This window comes from Pseudomonas sp. RIT778 (assembly GCF_019718735.1).
In the GTDB taxonomy this organism is placed as follows: Bacteria; Pseudomonadota; Gammaproteobacteria; order Pseudomonadales; family Pseudomonadaceae; genus Aquipseudomonas; species Aquipseudomonas aphyarum.
In genome coordinates, this window is the sequence record NZ_JAIHBA010000028.1 from 20,091 (window position 1) to 42,876 (window position 22,786).

Genomic DNA, 22,786 nt, shown 5'->3' on the forward strand with positions numbered 1-22,786 from the left:
GAAACCATGACATCTCGCTGGACCACTGCAGTACTGGACACCGATCAACCCGGCGGCTGGGCCGTGGCGCGCAGCCCCGAGGGTTTCCTGTTCGATGACAACGGCGCGCTGTTCCCCCGGGAATGGCTCAAGCGTCAGGACTTGTCGATCCTTGCCGAGCACGGTATCGGTCATCTCGATGGCGAACCGGTGTATCTGCTGGAACTGCGCAGCACCAGCGAGGTGCCGGGTTGCAACTGGAAAGGCTTGCGGGCGTTCATGCTCGACGGCGATCACACGATCTACAAAGTACTGGGCTATGCCGCACAGATTGGCACTTGGGCGCGCGAACACCGTTTCTGCGGCAATTGCGGTCAGGCCATGACCCAGGTGCCGCGGGAGCGGGCGATGTATTGCCAGCCTTGCGATCTGCGCAGTTATCCGCGGATTTCGCCGAGCATGATCGTGCTGGTGACCCGTGGCGATGAAGTGCTGCTGGCGCGTTCACCGCGTTTCGTCACCGGGGTCTACAGCACGCTGGCCGGGTTTGCCGAGCCTGGGGAATCGGCCGAGGATTGCCTGATCCGCGAAGTGCGCGAGGAAGTGCAGATCGAGGTGAAGAACATTCAGTACATGGGCAGCCAGTGCTGGCCGTTCCCGCACTCGATGATGCTCGGCTTCCATGCCGAATACGCCGGTGGCGAGATTGTCTGCCAGGAAGACGAGATCGAAGACGCCCAGTGGTTCAACGTGCACGATCTGCCGCCGTTGCCGGCATCCAAATCGATTGCCCGTTACCTGATCGACGTCTATGTGGCGCGGCGCTTAGGCCACGCTGAACCAGTGTTGCCAGGCTAGACGCACGGTCAACCCCAGCACCACGGTGATGAACACCGGACGAATGAACTTGGCGCCGCCGCTGATCGCGGTGCGCGCCCCGAAGAACGCGCCGACCATCACCGACAGGCCCATGCTCAGGCCGATGATCCAGTCCACCTGCCCGGAAAACACGAACACCGACAGCGCCGCAATGTTGCTGACGAAGTTCATGCTGCGCGCCACGCCGCTGGCCTTGACCAGATCGATCGGGTAGAGCAGCAGGCTGCTGACCGTCCAGAACGCGCCAGTGCCGGGGCCGGCCACGCCGTCGTAGAAACCGAGGCTGAAGCCTTGGGTCGATTGCCACTTTTTCTTGATCGGTGCGTCGCTGTCCAGCGGCGCTTTCGGCGTGCCGCCAAACAACAGGTACAGGCCACAGGCGAAGACGATCACAGGCAGCATCTTGTTCAGCCATTCGGCCGGCAGATAGTGGGCGACGACGGCGCCGGTCAGCGCACCGACCAGCGTGCCGACGATGGCGTGCATCCACTGCCGTGGGTGAAACAGCTTGCGTCGGTAGAACGTGAAACTGGCGGTGGCCGAACCGAAGGTCGAACTCAGTTTGTTGGTGCCCAGCACCAGGTGCGGCGGCAGGCCGGCGGTGAGCAACGCAGGCGTGGTCAACAGACCGCCACCGCCGGCGATGGCGTCGATGAATCCGGCAATGAAAGCGACAAGGGCCAGAACGGCCAGGGTAGTGAGGTCAACGCTGAGTTCGAAAGGCATGGAATCGGCTTATTTCGGCAGGGCGCAGAACAGGGCTGCGGGGAGGGCAGTCATGTTACTCATTTCCAAGTGTTGCGGCGACCCATAAGGCCCGGGCACCGACTGTTCAACTGTTGCCCAGCCAACACGCACACAACAAATCACCCTCCCGTCATGCATCCCGATCACCTGAAGCCTCAATAAAACCGGGCTATCGAGGCTGGCACGCTTGCTGCTCTACCTCTCTCACCTTCATCAACTGTCCCGAGGACACGCCAATGAGTCAGCAAGCCGTGAAATTTGCCTACTGGGTGCCGAACGTCAGCGGTGGGCTGGTGGTCAGCAAGATCGAACAACGCACCGACTGGGGCATCGACTACAACCGCAAGTTGGCGCAACTGGCCGAGGCGGCGGGTTTCGAATACGCCTTGACGCAAATCCGCTTCACCGCCGGCTACGGCGCCGAGTTCCAGCATGAATCGGTGGCGTTCAGCCATGCGTTGCTCGCCGCCACCAGCAAGCTCAAAGTCATCGCCGCCATTCTGCCCGGCCCGTGGCAACCAGCACTGGCGGCCAAACAGTTGGCGACCATCGATCAACTCACCAACGGCCGGATCGCGGTGAACATCGTCAGCGGCTGGTTCAAGGACGAGTTCCAGGCCATCGGCGAACATTGGCTCGAGCACGACGAGCGCTATCGTCGCTCGGAAGAGTTCATCCGCTCATTGCGAGGGATCTGGAGCCAGGACAACTTCACCTTCCGTGGCGATTTCTATCGTTTCGACAACTACAGCCTCAAGCCTAAACCGCTGGGCCGCCCGGAAATCTTTCAGGGTGGCAGTTCCCGTGCCGCGCGGGACATGGCGGCACGGGTGTCGGACTGGTATTTCACCAATGGCAACAGCGTCGAGGGCATCAAGACCCAGGTCGACGACATTCGCGCCAAAGCGGCAGCGAACCATCATTCAGTCAAAATCGGGGTGAATGCGTTTGTCATTGCCCGGGATACCGAAGAGGAAGCCAAAGCGGTGCTGGCGCAGATCATCGATCAGGCTGACCCGGAAGCGGTGAATGCGTTCGGTGATGCGGCGAAGCAGGCGGGCAGGGCGTCGCCGGAAGGTGAAGGTAACTGGGCCAAATCGACCTTTGAAGATCTGGTGCAGTACAACGACGGCTTCAAGACCAACCTGATCGGCACGCCGCAGCAGATTGCCGAGCGGATCGTGGCGTTGAAAGCGGTGGGGGTTGATCTGGTATTGGCGGGGTTCCTGCATTTTCAGGAAGAGGTGGAGTATTTCGGTCAGCGGGTGTTGCCGCTGGTGCGAGAACTCGAGGCCAAAGCGCAATCGGCCCGGGCTGCCGAAGTTGCCTGAAAATCCCTCCTGCACACTGTGCAGGAGGGATCGGCTACTTAATTACAGACCCAGCTCGGACAACCCCGGATGATCATCCGGGCGGCGGCCCAGCGGCCAGTGGAACTTGCGTTCGCTTTCCTTGATCGGCATGTCGTTGATGCAGGCGTAGCGCTGGAACATCAGCCCGTTGTCATCGAATTCCCAGTTTTCGTTGCCGTAGGAACGGAACCAGTTGCCCGAGTCGTCGTGCCATTCGTAGGCGTAGCGCACGGCGATGCGGGTGTCGGAGTAGGCCCAGAGTTCCTTGATCAGACGGTAATCCAGTTCCTTGGCCCATTTGCGGGTCAGGAAACCCTTGGCTTCTTCGCGGTTGTTGGCGAATTCGGCACGGTTGCGCCATTTGGTGTCCAGGGTGTAGGCCAGCGACACGCGCTCCGGGTCGCGGGAGTTCCAGCCATCCTCGGCCAGACGAACTTTTTCAATGGCCGATTCACGGTTGAACGGTGGCAATGGCGGACGAACTTCGGCTGCAGTAGACATGTTTGTCTCCCGATCTATTAACAGTTAAACAACTTGTCAGGCTTATTAAGGCGTTACAGGTCCAATAACTTTCGCGCCATGCATTGCGCATTATCGGCGGCACTGTGATCACCCATCACAAGCGCTACGGTAATGGCGCCGTCAATCAGGATCAGCAGCTGTTTGGCCAACAGTTGCGGGTCCTCGGCTCCATGTTCGGTACACAGCTCGCACAGGTAGTCGAGCAGTTTCTGTTTGTGGTCTTTGGCGACCAGGCGCACCGGATCCTCGGGATCGCCGGTCTCACCGCTGGTGTTGATGAAGGCGCAGCCCCGGAAACCTTCCGAGGCGAACCAGCCCTTGAGCACGGTAAACAGGTTGAGCAGACGGTCGGCCGGGGTTTCGGCCTGATCGACGGCGCTTCTGTACCAGTGCATCCAGCGCACGTCGCGGCGTTGCAGGGCGGCGACGGTCAACTCCTCCTTGTTGGCGAAGTAGCGGTAGATACTCTTTCTGGAAACGCCGGCGGTTTTCACCAGAAGATCCATGCCGGTGGCCGCGATGCCACTTTTGTAGATCAACTTTTCGGTGACATCCAGAATGATGTCTCGGGTCGTGTCGTTGCTTGTGATTTCGTTCATGTGGCAAACAGTAGAACGATCGTTCTCCTTGGTCAAATGTTTTTTATTGATCGTTCCCACGCTCCGCGTGGGAATGCAGCCCGGGACGCTCCGCGTCCCTTCCAGAGCTGGAACGCGGAGCGTCCCTTGAGGCATTCCCACGCAGAGCGTGGGAACGATCAACGATCAGTCAAGTCATTACAGACACTCACAAGACCCGAAGGAGTTGATGGTGTAAGCTCTCGGGTTCTTCGGATTCGACCCATTGCGAGCCCTATGCCGTTGCTTTTCAAACGCTCTCTGCTGCCCAAACTGCGCAGCTTTCCGCTGACCGCCGAGGCCGTGACGATCCTGCCCGGTGCCGCCGATTTCCGCCGTTGCCTGCTGGAGAAAATCGCCCAGGCGACCCAGCGCATCTACCTCGTCGCGCTTTATCTGCAAAACGATGAAGCCGGCCAGGAAATCCTCGATGCCCTGCACGCTGCCAAACTCAAGCGTCCCGAGCTTGAAATCGCGGTGGTCGTCGACTGGCTGCGGGCCCAGCGCGGCTTGATCGGCGCCGGCAAACAGCCGGGCAACTCGGCGTGGTATCAGGAAATGACCCGCACCCACCAGAGCGTGGTGCCGGTCTACGGCGTGCCGGTGCAGACCCGCGAGCTGTTCGGCGTGCTGCACCTCAAAGGCTTCGTGATCGACGATTGCGTGGTCTACAGCGGTGCGAGCCTGAACAACGTCTACCTGCACAAATTCGACAAGTACCGCTTCGACCGTTATCACGTGTTGCAGAGCCGCGAACTGGCGGACTCGATGCACCACCTGGTCAAGCACGGCCTGATCGAATCGAAAGCGGTGCATCGCCTCGACCTGCCGAACCTGCCGACCACCCGCAGCCTGCGCAACGACATCGGCGATCTGCGCAGCCGCCTTAAATATGCGGCCTACGACACCAGCGCCGGCAGCACGGCGCATACCGGTCTGTCGGTCAGCCCGTTGCTCGGTGTTGGCAAGAACAACCCGCTGAACCGGGTGATTCTGGAGCTGATCGCCAGCGCCCAGAAGCAACTGACCATCTGCACGCCTTACTTCAACCTGCCGCTGGGGGTGATCCGCGAGATCAACCGGGCGCTGGCGCGCGGTGTGAAGATCGACATCGTGGTCGGCGACAAGACCGCCAACGACTTCTACATTCCGCCGAGCGAGCCGTTCAAGGTGATCGCCGCGCTGCCGTATCTCTACGAGATCAGCCTGCGCCGTTTCGCCAAGCGTCATCAGCGCAACATCGACAGCGGCCAGCTGAACCTGCATCTGTGGCGTGAGGGCGACAACAGCTATCACCTCAAGGGCATGTGGATCGACCAGCGCTACACGCTGCTGACCGGCAACAACCTCAATCCGCGAGCGTTCCGTCTCGATCTGGAAAACGCCTTGCTGATCGATGACCCGAAAGGCGAGTGGCTGGAACCGCGTCGCGTGGAGCTGGAGAACATCTTCGTTCACACCACGCGGATCGCACGTTTCCAGGACCTGGAAGCCTTGCCGGATTACCCGGCGGGCGTGGCCAAGTTCCTCAAGCGTGTGAGCCGGGTGCGGGTCGAGCGGTTGCTGTACCGGATTCTGTAAGGCACAGAATTTTCGGCGCTGCTAAAAATGCCTTCGCGAGCAAGCCCGCTCCCACACTGGGTCTTCGCTGAGCACAATTTTGTGTTCAACAAAGATCCTATGTGGGAGCGGGCTTGCTCGCGAAGGCGTCAGAACAGGCGCTACAAGTCTCAGTTCAGACCGAGTTTGCCACGCAACGTCGACAGGTCTTCGGCCAGGGTATTGACCGGGCCGACCAGCGCCTTGCGGTCGTTGTCCTTCACCTTGTCGTAAGTCTCGAAACCACCGTCCCTGGTCTTGTACTTGGCCAGGATCTTGTCCACGGTGGCGAAGTTCTTGTCGACTTTCGCAACGAAGGCCTTGTCCTGTTTCTCGATCTGCGGACGGAACAGGTCGACGATTTTCTTCGCGCCGTCGATGTTGCCCTGGAAGTCGTAGAGGTCGGTGTGGCTGTAGCGGTCTTCTTCACCGGAGATCTTGGTCGCGGCGACTTCTTCAAGCAGCGCAGCGGCGCCGCCGACGACTTTCTCAGGCGGGAAGGTCAGGCCGGCGACGCGGGTCTGCAGGTCCTTCACGTCCTTGTTCAGGCCATCGGCCAGGGCATCAAGATCCTTGGTGCTCTTTTCCGAGAACAGCGAGTATTCGATGCGGTGGAAGCCGGTGAAGTCTTCGGCTTTCACGCCTTGCTCGTGGTCATCGACGCGGGAGTCGATGGAGGCGTCGAGGTCACTGAACAGCTCGGCGATCGGCTCGATCGACTCGTAATAAACGCGGGTCGGCGCGTAGAGCTTCTGCGCGGTGGCCAGGTCGCCTTTTTTCACCGCGTCGGTGAACTGCTGGGTGTGGCTGGCCAGTTCATCCAATTGTTCGGTGACGTAGATCTTGTAGTCCGACACCGGCCCCACCAGATCCAGAGGCGCGGTCGCGGCGAACGCCGACAGCGGGGTGTTGAGCAAACCAAGGGTCAGCAATAACGCGAGTGGCGTCTTTTTCATGGGGGCGGCTCCTGTTGAATGCTATGCAGTTGTTTTTGGTTGAGTAGCGTTGAGCAGCGAGCGACCGATGAAGTCCTTGTCGCCCGTGACACCCGGCAGGGTGAAGAAGTAACCGCCGCCGACCGGCTTGAGGTATTCCTCCAGCGGTTCGCCATTGAGGCGGGTCTGCACGGTGATGAAGCCTTTTTCCAGGTCGGCCTGGTAACAGATGAACAGCAGGCCCATGTCGAGCTGGCCGTTCTTGTTCACGCCGTTGGAGTAGTTGAACGGCCGGCGCAGGATCAGGTTGGCCTGGCTCGCGGCGGTGCGCGGATTGGCCAGGCGAATGTGCGCATCAAGCTTGGTCAGCTTGCCTTCCGGGTCCTTGCTGTAATCCGGCACCTCGGTCTCATGGCTGGCGCCCATCGGCGCGCCGGTCGTTTTGACCCGGCCGATGATGCTTTCCTGTTCCTGCAACGGCGTGCGGTCCCAGCGTTCGACGAAGTTGCGGATGATCCGCACCGCCTGATAACTGCCGTGGGCCGCCCAGGCCGGTTCGTCACTCCCCGGTTGCACCCAGACGATGCGGTCCATGGCTTTGCCGTCGTTAGAATCCGGGTTGGCCGAACCGTCGCGGAAACCCAGGAAGTTACGCGCCGATTGCGCCGGCACACCGGGCTTGGCCGGGGCTTGCGGCGGCACGCTGCCTTCCTGTTTCCAGCGCACCAGCAGCAGATCCGGCAGGTTCTTCACGATGTCGCGCAGGGCGTGGATGTTGGTGTCTGCGGTGTTGGAGCAGAACTGCAGGCTCAGGTCGCCGTGGCAGCAATCGGCTTCCAGCGCATCGTTGGGGAAACCGACCATGCGCACCAGGCGCTTGGGTTTGGCGGACGCGAGGCCGAAACGCTCGTCGAACAGCGATTCGCCCACCGACACAGTGATGGTCAAGTTGTCCGGGGTGACCACCGGGCCGAGGATGCCGGAATCCGGCGGCGGCAGCTTCGGATCGATCTGCGCCACCGGGCCGCCCTTCATCAGAAACGTGATGCGCTCGTTAAGGGTGCGGAACAGACGCTCCAGGTCTTCACGGTCGCTGGCCAGCACATCGAACGACACCAGCATGCCGGCCGCCGGGCGCGGGGTGACGATGCCGCTCTGGTGTACGCCATGAAAGTCATGGTGATCCTGGGTCTTGTCGCTGCTCGGTGCTTCGGTGACTTGCGCAGGCGAGGCGGCCATTGCCGGGCAGCTCAACGCCGTGCCGGCCAGTGCGACACCGGCGGCGCCCATCCCCATCAGTACGCGGCGACGTTGCAGGTTGAAGTGTTCGGAATCGTTCATCGGTATTCGTCTTCTGCTTACAGGCCGGAGAGGCCGAGGGCGGGATCAATGGCGTCGAGGGCGTCGGCCAAGGCCTTGGCCTTGTCGGCGATCTGCTTGCGTTGCTCACCGTTGACGGTGTCGTAACTGGCGTAGCCGTCCTTGACCTTGAAGCCGTTCAGCGTGGTATCGAAATCAGCCAGCGCGCTGTCGATTTTCGGCAGCAGGTCGGCGGCGGATTTGCTCAGCAGCGGACGCAGCAGTTCGACGACTTTGTGCGCCGTTTCCTGATTGGCCGCGAAGCCGTTGAGATCGCTGTGGCTGTAGCGTTCCTCTTCGCCGCTGGCGGCGCGCACGTCGGCGAGGGTGTTGAGGTTGCGCACGACGATTTCCACCAGTTGCTCCGGTGGCAGCGACTGGGCCAGCAGCTGTTGTTTCAGCGTGGTGACGTTGTCGAGCAAGCCTTGGGCAATCGGTGTCAGGCCGTCGAGTTTGCGTTGCTGGAACAGCGCGTATTCGAGGCGGTGGAAGCCGACGAAGGCCGGATCCTGCTCGCGCTTTTCGAAGTAATCGGCGCGGGCGTTGATGCTGTTGTCCAGCTCGGCCAAGCGTTGTGCGGCCGGGGCCAGACGCTGGTACGCGGCACGGGCCGGCAAATACAAAGCCTGGGCCTGGGCCAGATCGCCACTGTCGATGGCTTGATTCAGCGCCGTCACGGCTTTGATCAGCGCGTTGCCCTGGCTGGCCAGGTAGACGCGAAACTCCGACAGCGGCCCGACGAAGGCAACCATCGACGGCTTGGCCTTGGCGGCGGCATCGGACGCGGCGGTCGGCGTCACGTGCAGGGTGCCGCGCGGGTTGCTCAGCAGGCCGCAGGTGATGGCGTATTCGCCGGGTTGCAGGTTGGCGTTGATCACCTGGCTCAGGCCCGGCGCGATGTTCTCGCGCTCTTCGATCACCAGCACGCCGTCGAGGATTTCCCATTCCACCGCCCGGTCGGAGCGGTTGACGATGCGGAAACTGGCGTGGCCGGCCGGGACGGTGAGGGCGTTCGGCTCGCAACTGTGCGGATGGATGTTCACCACCACTTCGTCACGGTTGTGCTGACGTTTGGCGGCGGCCATTTTCGAGGCGTAGTAGAACAGGCCACCGGCGGCGATCATCACGACCACCGAACCGGCCACCGCCCAGCGCAAGGCGCGGGGAGGCGAGGCCTGAGGAGTATTAGGCTTTGACATGAAGGCCCTTATTGGCTGGAAACGGAAGACGATTGGGCAGCAGGCTTGGGCGCCGGCATGAAAAACATCACCAGCGCCACCAGCAGATAAATCAGGTACGCGCCGAGGGTGCTGACGGTCGGTGCATCCTGATAACCGAACATGCCGGCCAGCACCGAGCCCAGCGGGCCATCCATCGGCAGCGTCGCGCTGAAGTCGAAGAGCACGGTTTGCAGGTGGTTCCACACCCCGGCTTCATGCAGGGCCTGCACCGAGTTGGCGAGAATCCCGGCGGCGACCACGAGGATGAACAACCCGGTCCAGCGAAAAAACGCCGACAGATTCAGGCGCATGCTGCCGCTGTAGATCAGGAAGCCGACGATGATCGCCAGGATCAGGCCGAGCAGGGCGCCGATCGGCGCGGCCGGGCCTTCGCTCTGCTGGAACACGGCGAGCAGGAAGAACACGGTTTCCAGACCTTCCCGGGCCACGGCGAAAAACACCATCGCGATCAGCGCGATGACCTGATGTTTCGAAGACGTCAGCGCATGATCGAGGGAGGCTTGCAGCGAATGCTTGATCGAACGCGCGACCTTGCGCATCCAGAACACCATCGAACTGAGAATGCCCACGGCCACCAGCCCGACCACGCCTTCGAACAGTTCCTGCTGCTTTTGCGGGAATTCGGCGCTGACCAGTTCCAGGCCGCCGCCAACCAGCAAGGCCAGCGCAGCGGCGAGAAAAACCCCGATCCACACCGCCGGCATCCACTGGCCACGGCCGGTCTGTTGCAGGTAGCTGGCGATGATGCCAACGATCAGCGCGGCTTCGATGCCTTCGCGCAACATGATCAAAAAGGGAACGAGCATTCGACGATCACTGTGTAACGAAATGAGGTTACAAGTTGTAACATAATGAAAGTCATTCTCACATGGCATCCATTGACATTTACCTGAACCTCAGCTGAACGAGTCTGAACATCCACGCCGCCCAGCCAGCTGCGCTAAGATGCCCGCCACTCGAACAACAACAGGATTGCGCGCGTTCCATGTCGGAAAAAGACACCATCGCCATTCAACTGGTGCGCGAAGCACTGCTGCAAAGTTGTGCCCCGGGCGTGGCCACGGAAGAAGTCTTGAGCAAGGTCGGGATCGATCCGGCGCGGCTGCCCACCGATGACGCGCGCGTCCCGGCCAGCCAGTACGCGCGGTTATGGCGCCTGTTGGCCCGGCGCGGCGATGACGAGTTCTTTGGCATGGACCCGCGCAAGCTGAAATCCGGCAGCCTGGAATTCCTCTGCCGCAGCGCGATGGCCCAGCCGAACCTGGCTGCGGGGCTGAGCACCGGTTTGAATTTCCTGTCGCTGATGCTCGAACGCATGCCGGCGCAACTGGTGCACCAGCAGAGTCTGGCGGAAATCGTGCTGCTGGAAGACGATCCGGAACCGCGTCGCGCCTTCACCTATTTCACTTACTGGATGATCGTCCACGGCGTGGCGTGCTGGCTGGCGGGACGACGGATTCCGATCCTGGCCATCGAACTGCGCTGCCCGGCGCCGGATTTCTGTGATGACTATAGAGTGATGTTCTCCGAGAACCTGCGTTTTGACCGGCCGCGCACGCGGATGATCTTTGCCGCCGACGTGCTGGATCTGCCGATCAAGCGCAGCGCCGAGGAGTTGAAGCGCTTTCTGGCCCATGCCCCGGCCAACATTCTGGTGAAATACCGCGACCCGGAAAGCCTTGCGAGCCGGATCAAGCAGGATCTGCGGCAATTATCCGCAGATAAGTGGCCGGAAACCGACGCGCTGGCCCAGCAGTTGTGCATGTCGGCTTCGACCCTGCGTCGGCGTCTGGCTGAAGAAGGGCAGACCTATCAGGGTTTGAAGGACAGCGTGCGCAAGGAACTGGCGATCACCTGGCTGGCGGAACCTTCGATCAGTTTTGCCGACATCGCCACCCGCTTGGGGTTTGCCGATGCGAGCTCGTTCTACAAGGCGTTTCGCAAGTGGTCGGGGACCAATCCGGGGCACTATCGCAGCTTGATCCTCAACGAAGCGTCCTGACCCACCACCGCCCACCGCTGACTCTCGTTCCCACGCTCTGCGTGGGAATGCCTCAAGGGACGCTCCGCGTTCCAGCTCTGGAGGGGACGCGGAGCGTCCCGGGCTGCATTCCCACGCGGAGCGTGGGAACGATCAGCTGCAACCGGATTCTTGGCCAAACCAGTCATCCACTTTGAGGGCTTTGACCATTGCCGCCGCCGGCGTGCGGCGCGAGTATTCCTCTGTTGTTAACGGTTCCCCAACCTAATAAGAACAGAGGGATTCTGGCAATGCGCGATTACTTGTCTGCCACCAAACAGTTTGATTATCAGCACATCGTGGACGCCGCCCTCAGCGGCTCGCTCGAGGCGCTCAACGCCTGCGTCGAATGTTGTGACCGGCACGCGCTGCCGGGGCGCATCGCGCTGTTCTGGGAAGGCCGCGACGGCGCCAGTGCGACGTATACCTTCAGCGACCTGCTGGACAAAGCCGCGCGTTTCGCCAATTTCCTTCTCGCCCAGGGCGTGCAGAAGGGCGACAAGGTCGCCGGCCTGCTGCCGCGCAATATCGAATTGCTGATCACCGTGTTCGCCACCTGGCGCATCGGCGCGGTGTATCAACCGCTGTTCACCGCGTTCGGCCCCAAGGCCCTCGAGCATCGCCTGAACAGCTCCGGCGCCAAAGTCGTGGTGACCGACGCCGCCAACCGGCCGAAACTCAGCGAAGTCGCTGATTGCCCGACGCTGGTCACCGTCGGCGGCCCGAAAGGCCAGGGCATCGTCCGTGGCGATTTCAGTTTCTGGGCCGAGCTGCCCAACCATTCCAATGTCTGCGAACCGGTGATGCTGACCGGCGAAGACCCGTTCCTGCTGATGTTCACCTCGGGCACCACCGGCCCGTCGAACGCGCTGTCGGTGCCGCTCAAGGCGGTCGTCGCATTCCAGAGCTACACCCGCGATGCCGTGGATCTGCGCCCGGAAGATGCGTTCTGGAACGTTGCCGATCCGGGCTGGGCCTACGGCATCTATTTCGGTGTCACCGGCCCGTTGTCGATGGGCCACCCGATCACGTTCTACGATGGCCCGTTCACCCTCGAAAGCACCTGCCGGGTGATCAACAAATACGGGATCACCAACCTCACCGGTTCGCCCACGGCGTATCGCCTGTTGATTGCCGGCGGCGATGAGTTCGCCAAGTCGATCAAGGGCAAGCTGCGCATCGTCAGCAGCGCCGGCGAGCCGTTGAACCCGGAAGTGATCCGCTGGTTCGCCGACAACCTCGGCGTGGTCATTCACGATCATTACGGCCAGACCGAACTGGGCATGGTCCTGTGCAATCACCACGGCCTCGAACACCCGATCCACCTCGGCGCCGCCGGTTTCGCCTCGCCGGGCCATCGCATCGTGGTGCTCGACGAGCAGAACAACGAACTCGGCGTCGGCCAGCCCGGCATCCTCGCCATTGATCGCACGCAGTCGCCAATGTGCTGGTTCGCCGGTTACCAAGGCGCGCCAACCAAAGCCTTCGTCGGCAATTACTACCTGAGCGGCGACACCGTCGAGTGGAACCCGGACGGCAGCATCAGCTTCGTCGGCCGCAGCGATGACGTGATCACCGCGTCTGGCTACCGGGTCGGCCCGTTCGACGTGGAAAGCGCACTGATCGAACACCCGGCCGTCGTCGAGGCAGCGGTGGTCGGCAAGCCCGATCCGGAGCGCACCGAACTGGTGAAGGCCTTCGTCGTGCTCAACCCGCAATACCGCGCGGAACCTGCGCTGGCCGAAGAACTGCGCCAACACGTGCGCAAGCGTTTGGCCGCGCATTCGTACCCCCGTGAAATCGAATTTGTCAGCGAGTTGCCGAAAACCCCGAGCGGCAAATTGCAGCGCTTTATCTTGCGCAACCAGGAAATCGCCAAGGCTCAAGAGGCCGCGGCGCACAACGTTTCAGCTTGAATCCAAGGAAACAGTCATGCAGATCGAAAACAAGGTTTTTATCGTCACCGGCGGCGCATCCGGCCTGGGTGCCGCTACCGCTGAATTGCTGGTGAGTGCCGGCGCCAAAGTGATGCTGGTGGACATGAACGCCGACGCCGTTGCCGCCCAGGCCCAACGCCTCGGCGCGCAGAGCGTGGTCGCCGACATCAGCAACGAAGCCGCCGCCGAGGCCGCCGTGCAGGCAACGGTAAAAGCCTTCGGCAGCCTGAATGGTCTGGTGAACTGCGCCGGCATCGTTCGCGGCGAGAAAATCCTCGGCAAAAACGGCCCGCACGCCTTGTCCAGTTTCGCTCAGGTGATCAACGTCAACCTGATCGGCAGCTTCAACATGCTGCGTCTGGCAGCGGCAGCGATTGCCGAAAGCGAAGCCAATGCCGACGGCGAGCGCGGTGTGATCATCAACACCGCATCGGTTGCGGCATTCGACGGCCAGATCGGCCAGGCCGCGTACTCTGCATCCAAAGGCGCGATCGCCAGCCTGACCCTGCCTGCCGCCCGCGAACTGGCGCGCTTCGGCATCCGCGTGATGACCATCGCCCCGGGCATTTTCGAAACCCCGATGATGGCCGGCATGACCCCGGAAGTGCGCGACTCGCTGGCCGCCGGCGTACCGTTCCCGCCGCGCCTGGGCAAACCGGCCGAGTACGCCGCGCTGGTGCGGCATATCATCGAAAACAGCATGCTCAACGGCGAGGTGATCCGTCTCGACGGTGCCTTGCGCATGGCCGCCAAGTAAGGAGGATTTCCCATGACCATCTCCAACGATCCGATTGTCATCGTCAGCGCCGTCCGCACCCCGATGGGCGGTTTTCAGGGCGAACTGAAAAGCCTGACCGCGCCACAACTCGGCGCAGCAGCAATCAAGGCTGCGGTCGAACGCGCCGGTGTTGCCGCCGATGCAGTCGATGAAGTGCTGTTCGGCTGCGTGCTGCCCGCCGGTCTCGGTCAGGCGCCTGCGCGTCAGGCTGCGCTGGGCGCCGGGCTGGACAAATCCACCCGCTGCACCACCGTCAACAAGATGTGCGGCTCGGGCATGGAAACCACGATTCTGGCCCACGACATGCTGCTGGCCGGCAGCGCCGATGTGGTGATCGCCGGCGGCATGGAAAGCATGTCCAATTCGCCGTACCTGCTGGATCGCGCCCGCGCCGGCTACCGCATGGGCCACGGTCGGGTGCTGGATTCGATGTTCCTCGATGGCCTCGAAGACGCCTACGACAAGGGCCGTCTGATGGGCACCTTCGCCGAGGATTGCGCTGAAACCAACGACTTCAGCCGCGAGGCTCAGGACGCTTTTGCCATCGCCTCGACCACCCGCGCCCAGCAGGCGATCAAGGACGGCAGCTTCAAGGCCGAGATCGTTCCGCTGACCGTGACCGTTGGCAAAGAACAGGTTGTGATCAGCAACGACGAGCAGCCACCAAAAGCCAAGCTGGACAAGATCGCTTCGCTGAAACCGGCGTTCCGCGAGGGCGGTACCGTGACCGCAGCCAACTCCAGCTCGATCTCCGACGGCGCCGCCGCACTGGTGCTGATGCGTCAGTCGCAAGCGCAGAAACAGGGTCTGAAACCGCTGGCGGTGATTCACGGTCACGCTGCCTTCGCTGGCACCCCGGGCCTGTTCCCGGTGGCACCGATTGGCGCGATCAAGAAACTGATGAAGAAAACCGGCTGGTCGCTGGATCAGGTCGATCTGTTTGAAGTCAACGAAGCCTTCGCCGTGGTCGGCATGGCGGCGATGACCCACCTGGAAATCCCTCACGACAAGCTCAACATCCACGGCGGCGCCTGCGCCCTCGGTCACCCGATCGGTGCGTCCGGCGCGCGGATTCTGGTGACCTTGCTCTCGGCCCTGCGCCAGAAAGGCCTGAAACGCGGCGTCGCGGCGATCTGCATCGGCGGCGGCGAAGCCACGGCGATGGCCGTCGAGTGCGTCTGAACCGATTTAAGGATTTGCCATGATTCCCAATGACGACCAACAACAAATCCGCGACATGGCCCGGCAGTTTGCCGAGGAACGGCTGAAACCGTTCGCCGCCGAGTGGGATCGCGAGCACCGTTTCCCGAAAGAAGCCATCGGCGAAATGGCCGAACTGGGCTTTTTCGGCATGCTGGTGCCGGAGCAGTGGGGCGGTTGCGACACCGGTTACCTGGCCTACGCCATGGCCCTGGAAGAAATCGCCGCCGGTGACGGCGCGTGCTCGACGATCATGAGCGTGCACAACTCGGTGGGTTGCGTGCCGATCCTCAAGTTCGGCAACGACGACCAGCGCGAGCGTTTCCTCAAACCGCTGGCCAGCGGTGAGATGCTCGGAGCCTTCGCGTTGACCGAACCACAGGCCGGTTCCGACGCCAGCAGCCTGAAAACCCGCGCACGCCTTGAAGGCGATCACTACGTGCTCAACGGCTGCAAACAGTTCATCACCTCCGGGCAGAACGCCGGGGTCGTGATCGTGTTTGCCGTCACCGACCCGAGCGCCGGCAAGCGCGGGATCAGCGCCTTCATCGTGCCGACCGACTCGCCGGGCTACAAAGTCGCCCGCATCGAGGACAAGCTCGGCCAGCACGCCTCGGACACCTGCCAGATTCTGTTCGAAGACGTGAAAGTGCCGGTGGCCAACCGATTGGGCGAGGAGGGCGAGGGCTACAAGATCGCCCTGGCCAACCTTGAAGGCGGCCGTGTCGGCATCGCTTCGCAATCGGTGGGCATGGCCCGCGCCGCGTTCGAAGCGGCGCGCGATTACGCCCGTGAACGTGACACCTTCGGCAAGCCGATCATCGAGCATCAGGCCGTGGCGTTCCGCCTGGCGGACATGGCGACCCAGATCGCCGTGGCGCGGCAGATGGTGCATTACGCCGCGGCCCTGCGTGACAGCGGTCAGCCAGCGCTGGTCGAAGCATCGATGGCCAAACTGTTCGCCTCGGAAATGGCCGAAAAGGTCTGTTCGATGGCGTTGCAAACCCTCGGCGGTTACGGTTACCTCAACGACTTCCCGCTGGAGCGCATCTACCGCGACGTGCGGGTCTGCCAGATCTACGAAGGCACCAGCGACATTCAGCGCATGGTCATTTCGCGCAATCTTTGAGAAGGAATCTGCACATGAGTTACGAAACGATTTTGCTGGAAACCCATGGCCGCGTCGGCCTGATCACCCTCAATCGCCCGCAGGCGCTGAACGCCCTCAACGCGCAACTGGTCAGCGAAGTGAACCGCGCGCTGGATGGTTTTGAAGCCGACGCGAACATTGGCTGCATCGTCATCACCGGTTCGACCAAAGCCTTCGCCGCCGGCGCCGACATCAAGGAAATGGCTGATCTGACCTACCCGCAGATCTACATGGACGACCTGTTCAGCGACAGCGACCGCGTGGCCAACCGCCGCAAGCCGATCATCGCGGCGGTCAACGGTTTTGCCCTGGGTGGCGGCTGTGAACTGGCGCTGATGTGCGACTTCATCCTGGCCGGCGACAACGCCAAATTCGGCCAGCCGGAAATCAACCTCGGCGTGCTCCCAGGCATGGGCGGCACCCAGCGCCTGACCCGCGCCGTGGGCAAGGCCAAGGCCATGGAAATGTGTCTGAGCGGGCGTTTGATCGACGCGGTGGAAGCCGAGCGCTGCGGCATCGTCGCGCGGATCGTGCCGAGTGCCGAGTTGCTGGATGAGGCGCTGAAAGTGGCGGCGGTGATCGCCAGCAAATCGCTGCCGATTGCGATGATGGTCAAGGAAAGCGTCAACCGCGCGTTTGAAGTGAACCTGACTGAAGGCGTGCGATTCGAGCGTCGGGTGTTCCATGCGGCGTTTGCGACGCAGGATCAGAAGGAAGGGATGGCGGCGTTTGTGGCCAAGCGGCCTGCCGAGTTCCAGGGCAAGTAATAGCGTTCGCCCCCACGCATTGCGTGGGGGCGATCAGTCAGAGCTGATAGTTCTTCAACTCCCGAGCAATCACCATCCGCTGTATCTCGCTCGACCCCTCATAAATCTGGGTAATCCGCGCATCCCGGTAGTACTTCTCAACCGGGTAATCCTCCAGATACCCATACCCGCCATGAATCTGAATCGCTGACGAACACACCTTCTCGGCCATTTCCGAAGCAAACAGCTTGGCCTGCGAAGCCTCCGACAGACACGGTTTACCTGCCGTACGCAGCCGCGCCGCGTGCAGGATCATCAAGCGTGCCGCGTTGATCTGCATCTGCATGTCCGCCAGCAGGTTGGCGATGCTCTGGTGCTCGACAATCGCCTTGCCGAACTGCACCCGATCACGGGCGTAACCCAGCGCCGCTTCAAACGCCGCGCGGGCGATGCCCAGGGCTTGCGCCGCAATGCCGATACGTCCGCCTTCAAGGTTGGAGAGGGCAATCGCCAGGCCTTTACCGCGCTCACCCAATAGATTCGCTTCAGGAATGCTGCAATTGTTCAGCGTCACCGCGCAGGTATCGGAAGCGCGGATGCCCATCTTGTGTTCGGTGCGATCGACGATGAAACCCGGCGTATCGGTCGGCACCAGAAACGCCGAGATGCCACGCTTGCCGAGATCCGGATCAGTCACCGCAAACACGATCGCCAGTTTCGCCCGCTTGCCATTGCTGACAAATTGCTTGGCGCCGTTGATTACCCATTGTCCGTCGCGCAGTTCGGCGCGGGTGCGCAGGTTGTGCGCTTCGGAGCCGGCCTGGGGTTCGGTCAGGCAGAAGCAACCGATCACCGCGCCGCTGGCCAGATCCGCCAGCCAGGTCTGTTTCTGTTCTTCGCTGCCGTAGTTGAGCACCGGCCCGCAACCCACCGAGTTGTGGATGCTCATGAACGCGCCGGTGGCGCCGTCACCGGCGGAAATCTCTTCCACCGCCAGCGCGTAGGCCACGTAGTCGACGTACGTGCCGCCCCATTCCTCCGGCACCACCATGCCCAGCAGGCCGAGTTCGCCCATCTTTGCCACCAGACCGTCATCGATCCAGCCGGCCTTTTCCCAGGCTTGTGCGTGGGGCGCGATTTCGCCACGGGCGAAGTCCCGGGCCATGTCGCGGATCATTACCTGGTCTTCAGTCAATTCGAGATCGTGCATGGCTCAGCTCCCGCTCTCTTCGAAACCGTGAAAGAAACTCGCGATGTGCTCGGCGTGCAGCGCAGCCAGGGTCGGCGGGTTCCAGCGCGGTGATTTGTCTTTGTCGATCAGCAGGGCGCGCACGCCTTCGATCAGGTCGCCGCGTTCGAACCACTGGCGATCCAGATGCAGTTCGAGGGCGAAGCAGAGTTCCAGGCTCAGGTGCCGGCCGCGACGCAGCATTTCCAGGGTCACGCCCATGGCCAGCGGCGAGCGGGTTTCCAGCAGGTCGGCGGTGGTGGTCGCCCATTCGTGGCTGTCGGCGACGGTCACGGCGCGCAGTTGCTCGACGATACTCGGCACGTCAGGCAACGCGAAGAAATGGTCGATGGCCGGGCGCAAGGCTTCAAGCGGCGCATCCGGCAGGGTTTGCACGGCGTGGCGGGCCAGCAGGCTTTGCAGATCCTTCAGCGGCGTGTCGTGCCACTCCAGGTGATCGAGCTGTTCGTCGAGGGTGCCGAGTTTGCTGCTGTCCAGATACCAGTCGGCGAGGCCGCAATACAGCGCATCCGCCGCACGAATCTGCACGCCGCTGACGCCCAGATAAATCCCCAGCTCGCCGGGAATCCGTGGCAGGAAATAACTGCCGCCGACATCCGGGAAATAGCCGATCGCCACTTCCGGCATCGCCAGACGGCTCTTCTCGGTGACCACCCGCAGATCGGCGCCTTGCACCAGACCCATGCCGCCGCCGAGAACGAAACCGTCCATCAGCGCCAGCACCGGTTTGCGGTAGTGGTGGATCGTCAGGTCGAGGGCGTATTCCTCGACGAAGAAATCTTCGTGCAGCGTGTCGCCGCTTTTATGGCTGTCGTACAGGGATCGAATGTCGCCACCGGCACAAAAGGCTTTCTCGCCGGCACCGCGCAGCACGACGGCGTGGATATCGGCATCGGCGGCCCAGGCATCCAGGTGTTGCTGGAGCTGGCGCACCATGTCGAGGGTCAGGGCATTGAGGCCGGCGGGGCGGTTGAGGGTCAGATGACCGATGTGATTGCGAACCTCGGCCAGCACTTCGTGCGGCGTGGCATCCATGGACGAAGTCCGCGGGGATGAAGCCTGAGCAGTCATCACTAACTCCCTGCTTTTATTGTCTTTATTCGAGAAGCTCGCGCGCGAGCGTTACCGGATCGTAACAGTGCAAATTTGCCGTGTACAACGGGGATATGTGCACGGGCTGTCTGCATTTTTACCTTAGGCCAAATGCACAGGATCGCGGCTTCTTTTCAATCGACAACGCTGACAGGGACTGGCTCTGGACTCAGCGGAACACCTGGCCAATGCTGCGCCGCTTGGCATGCAGTTCACTGGCATGAATCAACTGCTCCAGATCCTCCGGCGTGACATCGATGAACGCCTCCATATCGGCCAGTGCCAATTTCAGATCCTCGGCCGTGATGGACTGAATATCGAGCGGCGCCACGGCTGGCGCGGGCTCGGCGGGGCGTTTCGGGTAGCGGATGCGGGTGAGGTTGTTGTAGGCCAGTGCGGCGAGCAGCAGGCAGGCGGCGCTGAGCATCACCGGTTCCAGGGCTTTCCAGTCCATGGCGATGGTCATCGGATCGGCCAGCACCATGGTCAACGCGACGGCGCCGGCCGGTGGGTGCAGGCAGCGCAGCCAGCACATCAGGATCAGCGCCATGCCTGCGGCGAGGCACGCGCTGCCGAGGGTTCGGCCGAGTACGTGGGCCACCAGCAACGCGACGATGCCCGCGCACAGGTAGCCGCCGATGATCGACCATGGCTGGGCGAGGGCGCCGGACGATACGGCGAACAGCAGCACCGCCGAAGCGCCCAGCGGGCCGATCAGGTGGTAGGCCACTTCAATGCCGAACACCTGACTGCACGCCCACACGCTGAACAACGTGCCCAGGGCCATGCCGATCGCGGCGCGGCTCCATTCGGTGGGGCGGGTGTTGATGGCGGCGGGCAACCAGCGAGCGAGCATGCAGAATCGATCCTTTGCGAAATTCAGGGCAAAAAAAAGGACTTGTCCGTAAACGCGGAAAGTCCTTCGAAGTGTTCCAACTATTGGGGGAGGAACGCGCACAGTGTGCCAAGCAATCACGATGCTGACAAATTCATATAAATGCAGTTTCAGTGCATTATTTATGCAGTAAAGCCACGCGGCGTCCGCTCATGAAGCACAGGAATCCACCCATCGCGGTCAGTGCGCTGAGGGCGTAGAACATGGTCGGCGCCGGCGTGTGCATCAGCAGGAAGCCGCAGATCACCGGACTCAGCGCGCCACCCAGCGCCGCCAGATTCTGCGCGCCGTAATAGCTGCCGCGCAGTTCTTCCGGGGCCAGGGTGTCGACGAACAGGAATTCCGACGGGTAAATGATCATCTCGCCGAGGGTGAAGATGAACATCGCGATGCACCACGTCACCAGGCTGTCCGCTAGGCTGAAGCCGATCAAACCGAGGATGAACAGGCTGGTGCCGGCGGCGATCCAGTAGCGCAGTTTTTCCCGGTTGAGGAAGCGGCCGATCTGGTATTGCAGCAGGATCACCGCGATGGCGTTGCAGGCGAGCAGGGCGGCCATGGTTTGCAGGGCTCGCTGCGAGTCTTCGACCACCAGCAGGTATTGCGACAGGTACAGGGTGAAGCGGCCATGGACCACGGTGCTGAGCAGACAGCCGCAGGTGAACATGATCAGCGTGCGGTCGTTTTTCAGGGTGATCAGGGTTTTCAGAAAGCTTTGCGGCTGGCCGATGGCAGCAATCGGGCTGGCGTCCTTGGGGATGCCGATCATCAGAAAGATGCTGCCGAAAGCGATGCCGGCGGCAATCAGAAACGGCGCAATCGGGTAGACCCCGGCGATTACCACGCCGAGCATCGGGCCCGTGGCGTAGCCGATGTTGGTGAGGGTGTAGCGCAGGGAAAACGCCTTGGCCCGCTGGCCCATGGGCAGGTTTTCACTGAGGATCGCCTTGGAGCCGATCAGGAACAACGCCGAGGCGGTTTCGGTGATGACCAGGGTGGCGGTGGTCAGGTACAGGTCTTTGGCGAAGGTCAGCAACACGAATCCGATAGAGCTGGACAGCATGGCGAGAATCAGCAACCGGCGCTTCTCGAGCCGGTCGATGATGTAGCCGCCGTACAGCGCAAGCAGGGTGGCGATGAACACCGCGATGCCCAGCAACAACCCGACATCCTGTTGGTTGAGGCCGAGTTTGTTGCTCAAGAACAAGGTGAGCAACGGACTGGTGATGGCGCGGCTGACGACGATGGTCAGCGAGACGATCATCAGGCGGCGGATAACGAGCGAGTAGGTGGCCACGGAAAATCAAATGTCCTTATTCGGTTAACAGGTGCTCGAGATCGCGCACGGAATCCAGCGTTTGCAGTTGCCGCAGCTGCGCCAGTAACGGCTCGGCCTTGACCGGTGAAATGACCCGCAACGCCAGACTGAAAAACTTCTCCTCCAGCGCCGCCTCGCTCAGCGGATTGCCCGGCGCGCCCAGCGGCACCTCGACACACAGACTCGCCTCACGCCCGTCGCGGGTTCGCACAACGACCACCGGCTCGCCATCCTCCGACAGTCGCTCATCCACTTCAAGACGAATGCGCGTCAGCCAGTGAGCGATGCACGGATCGTTGCGTGGCTGCTCATCGTAAGCCTCGAGTCGGCAATGACCGTGCACCAGTCGCGCGGCGAGGGCGTAGGGCAGGCTCATCTGCGCGGCGGCCAGACTTTGGGTGTCGCGGCCACCGCACATGTCGAGCAGAAACCCGCACAGGTTCACCTGGACGTCTTCCACCTGATCGGCGCCGATCTGCAGTTGCTCCAGCAGCAGCCCGAGCGCATCGATAGCCGAATGGGTGCCACGGCAAGCGGCGTAGGGTTTGATCGAACAGCGCGCGAGTTTCCAGACGCGCCCCAGTTCGAGATCCAGCGCATCCGGTTGCGCGCTGCCCGGCGCCAGCGTCTTGAGAAATCCACCCCAGACATCCTCGAACAAAACCGACGGCCCACTGACGCCTTCACGGGCAAAACGCGCCGCGAGCAAGCCACCCTCGGCCGCACGACCGCTGTGCAGTTTCTTGCTTTGCGAACCGTCATGAATGAATGCCCACAACCCGCCGCTGAAACTGCCGGCGATGCCCAGTGCCGACACGGTTTGCCCGACATTCAGCGCAAAGATCCGTGCACAGGCCGCCGCCGCGCCGAACACACCGCAGGTGGCGGTCGAGTGCCAACCGGCGCCGTTGTGCGCCGAATAACTGCCGCAGGCTTCCAGCACCCGCCGACCGATTTCGTAGCCGATCACCACGGCGGTGATGAATTCGCGACCGTCCACCGGCCGGTCCACCAGCGACAGCGCCGCCATCACCGCCGGCAACACCACCGCGCCCGAGTGATCGCAACCGCCGGTGTCGTCCAGTTCCAGCGCATGGGCGGCGATGCCGTTGAGCAAGGCCGCATGCCCCGTGCCGACGCGCAATGACGAACCCCAGACCAGCGCGGTGCC

21 protein-coding genes are annotated in these 22,786 nt (G+C 62.1%); 9 read left to right on the plus strand and 12 right to left on the minus strand.

Translation table 11 applies throughout. The annotated features are described in order from the left end of the window. Window positions 1-6 precede the first annotated feature (6 nt). Complete coding sequence (nudC, locus tag K5E37_RS19725; protein ID WP_039768669.1) at window positions 7-837, plus strand: NAD(+) diphosphatase; 831 nt, start codon at window positions 7-9, stop codon at window positions 835-837. Here the strand turns inward: nudC and K5E37_RS19730 are convergent. Beyond that, window positions 805-1,584 carry a TSUP family transporter gene (locus K5E37_RS19730; RefSeq protein WP_007951261.1) on the minus strand — a complete coding sequence of 260 codons (780 nt, stop codon included), beginning with the start codon at window positions 1,582-1,584 and terminating at the stop codon, window positions 805-807. The genes nudC and K5E37_RS19730 overlap by 33 nt on opposite strands. A 257-nt stretch (window positions 1,585-1,841) precedes the next feature. On the opposite strand from K5E37_RS19730, the gene sfnG reads away from it, so the two are divergent. Continuing rightward, the gene (gene sfnG / locus K5E37_RS19735) at window positions 1,842-2,936 is read left to right on the plus strand and encodes a dimethylsulfone monooxygenase SfnG (RefSeq protein ID WP_221534910.1); all 1,095 of its coding nucleotides are present in this window, start codon (window positions 1,842-1,844) and stop codon (window positions 2,934-2,936) included. Window positions 2,937-2,978: 42 nt separating this feature from the next. On the opposite strand, the gene K5E37_RS19740 is transcribed toward sfnG, so the two are convergent. Then, window positions 2,979-3,458, minus strand: a complete 480-nt coding sequence (locus K5E37_RS19740) for a nuclear transport factor 2 family protein (protein ID WP_039768666.1) — start codon at window positions 3,456-3,458, stop codon at window positions 2,979-2,981. Window positions 3,459-3,511: 53 nt separating this feature from the next. After that, window positions 3,512-4,078, minus strand: a complete 567-nt coding sequence (locus K5E37_RS19745; protein WP_007951264.1) for a TetR/AcrR family transcriptional regulator — start codon at window positions 4,076-4,078, stop codon at window positions 3,512-3,514. Between the two features lie 255 nt (window positions 4,079-4,333). On the opposite strand from K5E37_RS19745, the gene pssA reads away from it, so the two are divergent. Further along, a complete protein-coding gene (gene pssA / locus K5E37_RS19750) occupies window positions 4,334-5,677 on the plus strand; it encodes a CDP-diacylglycerol--serine O-phosphatidyltransferase (RefSeq protein WP_115078039.1) in 1,344 nt (447 codons plus the stop codon). 149 nt (window positions 5,678-5,826) lie between these two features. Here the strand turns inward: pssA and efeO (K5E37_RS19755) are convergent, their stop codons facing one another. Genes efeO (K5E37_RS19755) through efeU form a run of 4 tightly spaced genes read right to left on the minus strand, consistent with a single transcriptional unit; the run spans window position 5,827 to window position 10,036 of the window. Further along, window positions 5,827-6,651, minus strand: a complete 825-nt coding sequence (efeO, locus tag K5E37_RS19755; protein WP_039768660.1) for an iron uptake system protein EfeO — start codon at window positions 6,649-6,651, stop codon at window positions 5,827-5,829. 21 nt (window positions 6,652-6,672) lie between these two features. Continuing rightward, on the minus strand, window positions 6,673-7,971 hold the full coding sequence (gene efeB / locus K5E37_RS19760; RefSeq protein ID WP_221534911.1) for an iron uptake transporter deferrochelatase/peroxidase subunit: 1,299 nt from the start codon (window positions 7,969-7,971) through the stop codon (window positions 6,673-6,675). A gap of 17 nt (window positions 7,972-7,988) precedes the next feature. After that, window positions 7,989-9,188 carry an iron uptake system protein EfeO gene (gene efeO, locus K5E37_RS19765; RefSeq protein ID WP_221534912.1) on the minus strand — a complete coding sequence of 400 codons (1,200 nt, stop codon included), beginning with the start codon at window positions 9,186-9,188 and terminating at the stop codon, window positions 7,989-7,991. 8 nt (window positions 9,189-9,196) lie between these two features. Further along, window positions 9,197-10,036, minus strand: a complete 840-nt coding sequence (efeU, locus tag K5E37_RS19770; protein WP_102688071.1) for an iron uptake transporter permease EfeU — start codon at window positions 10,034-10,036, stop codon at window positions 9,197-9,199. Between the two features lie 179 nt (window positions 10,037-10,215). Between efeU and K5E37_RS19775 the strand changes: the two genes are divergently transcribed. From K5E37_RS19775 to K5E37_RS19800, 6 genes are all read left to right on the plus strand, one after another. Next, on the plus strand, window positions 10,216-11,232 hold the full coding sequence (locus K5E37_RS19775; protein ID WP_221534913.1) for an AraC family transcriptional regulator: 1,017 nt from the start codon (window positions 10,216-10,218) through the stop codon (window positions 11,230-11,232). Window positions 11,233-11,501: 269 nt separating this feature from the next. Then, window positions 11,502-13,166 carry an AMP-binding protein gene (locus K5E37_RS19780; protein ID WP_221534914.1) on the plus strand — a complete coding sequence of 555 codons (1,665 nt, stop codon included), beginning with the start codon at window positions 11,502-11,504 and terminating at the stop codon, window positions 13,164-13,166. Window positions 13,167-13,182: 16 nt separating this feature from the next. Next, on the plus strand, window positions 13,183-13,944 hold the full coding sequence (locus K5E37_RS19785) for an SDR family NAD(P)-dependent oxidoreductase (RefSeq protein ID WP_085603435.1): 762 nt from the start codon (window positions 13,183-13,185) through the stop codon (window positions 13,942-13,944). A gap of 12 nt (window positions 13,945-13,956) precedes the next feature. Continuing rightward, window positions 13,957-15,147: an acetyl-CoA C-acyltransferase gene (locus tag K5E37_RS19790; RefSeq protein ID WP_221534915.1), complete on the plus strand. Its 1,191-nt coding sequence runs from the start codon at window positions 13,957-13,959 to the stop codon at window positions 15,145-15,147. Window positions 15,148-15,166: 19 nt separating this feature from the next. After that, window positions 15,167-16,294, plus strand: a complete 1,128-nt coding sequence (locus K5E37_RS19795; protein WP_127798246.1) for an acyl-CoA dehydrogenase — start codon at window positions 15,167-15,169, stop codon at window positions 16,292-16,294. Window positions 16,295-16,308: 14 nt separating this feature from the next. Beyond that, on the plus strand, window positions 16,309-17,082 hold the full coding sequence (locus K5E37_RS19800) for an enoyl-CoA hydratase (protein ID WP_085603440.1): 774 nt from the start codon (window positions 16,309-16,311) through the stop codon (window positions 17,080-17,082). 37 nt (window positions 17,083-17,119) lie between these two features. Here the strand turns inward: K5E37_RS19800 and K5E37_RS19805 are convergent, their stop codons facing one another. From K5E37_RS19805 to K5E37_RS19825, 5 genes are all read right to left on the minus strand, one after another. Beyond that, a complete protein-coding gene (locus K5E37_RS19805; protein ID WP_039768643.1) occupies window positions 17,120-18,271 on the minus strand; it encodes an acyl-CoA dehydrogenase family protein in 1,152 nt (383 codons plus the stop codon). Between the two features lie 3 nt (window positions 18,272-18,274). Next, window positions 18,275-19,381 carry an enoyl-CoA hydratase/isomerase family protein gene (locus K5E37_RS19810; RefSeq protein WP_085603444.1) on the minus strand — a complete coding sequence of 369 codons (1,107 nt, stop codon included), beginning with the start codon at window positions 19,379-19,381 and terminating at the stop codon, window positions 18,275-18,277. A gap of 190 nt (window positions 19,382-19,571) precedes the next feature. Further along, window positions 19,572-20,258, minus strand: a complete 687-nt coding sequence (locus tag K5E37_RS19815; RefSeq protein WP_221534916.1) for an HPP family protein — start codon at window positions 20,256-20,258, stop codon at window positions 19,572-19,574. Between the two features lie 157 nt (window positions 20,259-20,415). Beyond that, window positions 20,416-21,594, minus strand: a complete 1,179-nt coding sequence (locus K5E37_RS19820) for an MFS transporter (protein ID WP_127798243.1) — start codon at window positions 21,592-21,594, stop codon at window positions 20,416-20,418. A gap of 16 nt (window positions 21,595-21,610) precedes the next feature. After that, window positions 21,611-22,786: MmgE/PrpD family protein (locus tag K5E37_RS19825; protein WP_260404345.1), on the minus strand; the 1,176-nt coding region annotated here is incomplete at its 5' end.

Bases quoted from the DNA above. Each gene is read 5' to 3' on its own strand.
- K5E37_RS19730 (WP_007951261.1), bottom strand. From the start codon at position 1,584: ATGCCTTTCGAACTCAGCGTTGACCTCACTACCCTGGCCGTTCTGGCC.
- efeU (WP_102688071.1), bottom strand. From the start codon at position 10,036: ATGCTCGTTCCCTTTTTGATCATGTTGCGCGAAGGCATCGAAGCCGCG.
- nudC (WP_039768669.1), top strand. From the start codon at position 7: ATGACATCTCGCTGGACCACTGCAGTACTGGACACCGATCAACCCGGC.
- K5E37_RS19790 (WP_221534915.1), top strand. From the start codon at position 13,957: ATGACCATCTCCAACGATCCGATTGTCATCGTCAGCGCCGTCCGCACC.
- K5E37_RS19785 (WP_085603435.1), top strand. From the start codon at position 13,183: ATGCAGATCGAAAACAAGGTTTTTATCGTCACCGGCGGCGCATCCGGC.
- efeO (WP_221534912.1), bottom strand. From the start codon at position 9,188: ATGTCAAAGCCTAATACTCCTCAGGCCTCGCCTCCCCGCGCCTTGCGC.
- efeB (WP_221534911.1), bottom strand. From the start codon at position 7,971: ATGAACGATTCCGAACACTTCAACCTGCAACGTCGCCGCGTACTGATG.
- K5E37_RS19740 (WP_039768666.1), bottom strand. From the start codon at position 3,458: ATGTCTACTGCAGCCGAAGTTCGTCCGCCATTGCCACCGTTCAACCGT.
- K5E37_RS19775 (WP_221534913.1), top strand. From the start codon at position 10,216: ATGTCGGAAAAAGACACCATCGCCATTCAACTGGTGCGCGAAGCACTG.
- K5E37_RS19805 (WP_039768643.1), bottom strand. From the start codon at position 18,271: ATGCACGATCTCGAATTGACTGAAGACCAGGTAATGATCCGCGACATG.
- pssA (WP_115078039.1), top strand. From the start codon at position 4,334: ATGCCGTTGCTTTTCAAACGCTCTCTGCTGCCCAAACTGCGCAGCTTT.
- K5E37_RS19795 (WP_127798246.1), top strand. From the start codon at position 15,167: ATGATTCCCAATGACGACCAACAACAAATCCGCGACATGGCCCGGCAG.
- efeO (WP_039768660.1), bottom strand. From the start codon at position 6,651: ATGAAAAAGACGCCACTCGCGTTATTGCTGACCCTTGGTTTGCTCAAC.
- K5E37_RS19800 (WP_085603440.1), top strand. From the start codon at position 16,309: ATGAGTTACGAAACGATTTTGCTGGAAACCCATGGCCGCGTCGGCCTG.
- K5E37_RS19815 (WP_221534916.1), bottom strand. From the start codon at position 20,258: ATGCTCGCTCGCTGGTTGCCCGCCGCCATCAACACCCGCCCCACCGAA.
- sfnG (WP_221534910.1), top strand. From the start codon at position 1,842: ATGAGTCAGCAAGCCGTGAAATTTGCCTACTGGGTGCCGAACGTCAGC.
- K5E37_RS19780 (WP_221534914.1), top strand. From the start codon at position 11,502: ATGCGCGATTACTTGTCTGCCACCAAACAGTTTGATTATCAGCACATC.
- K5E37_RS19745 (WP_007951264.1), bottom strand. From the start codon at position 4,078: ATGAACGAAATCACAAGCAACGACACGACCCGAGACATCATTCTGGAT.
- K5E37_RS19810 (WP_085603444.1), bottom strand. From the start codon at position 19,381: ATGACTGCTCAGGCTTCATCCCCGCGGACTTCGTCCATGGATGCCACG.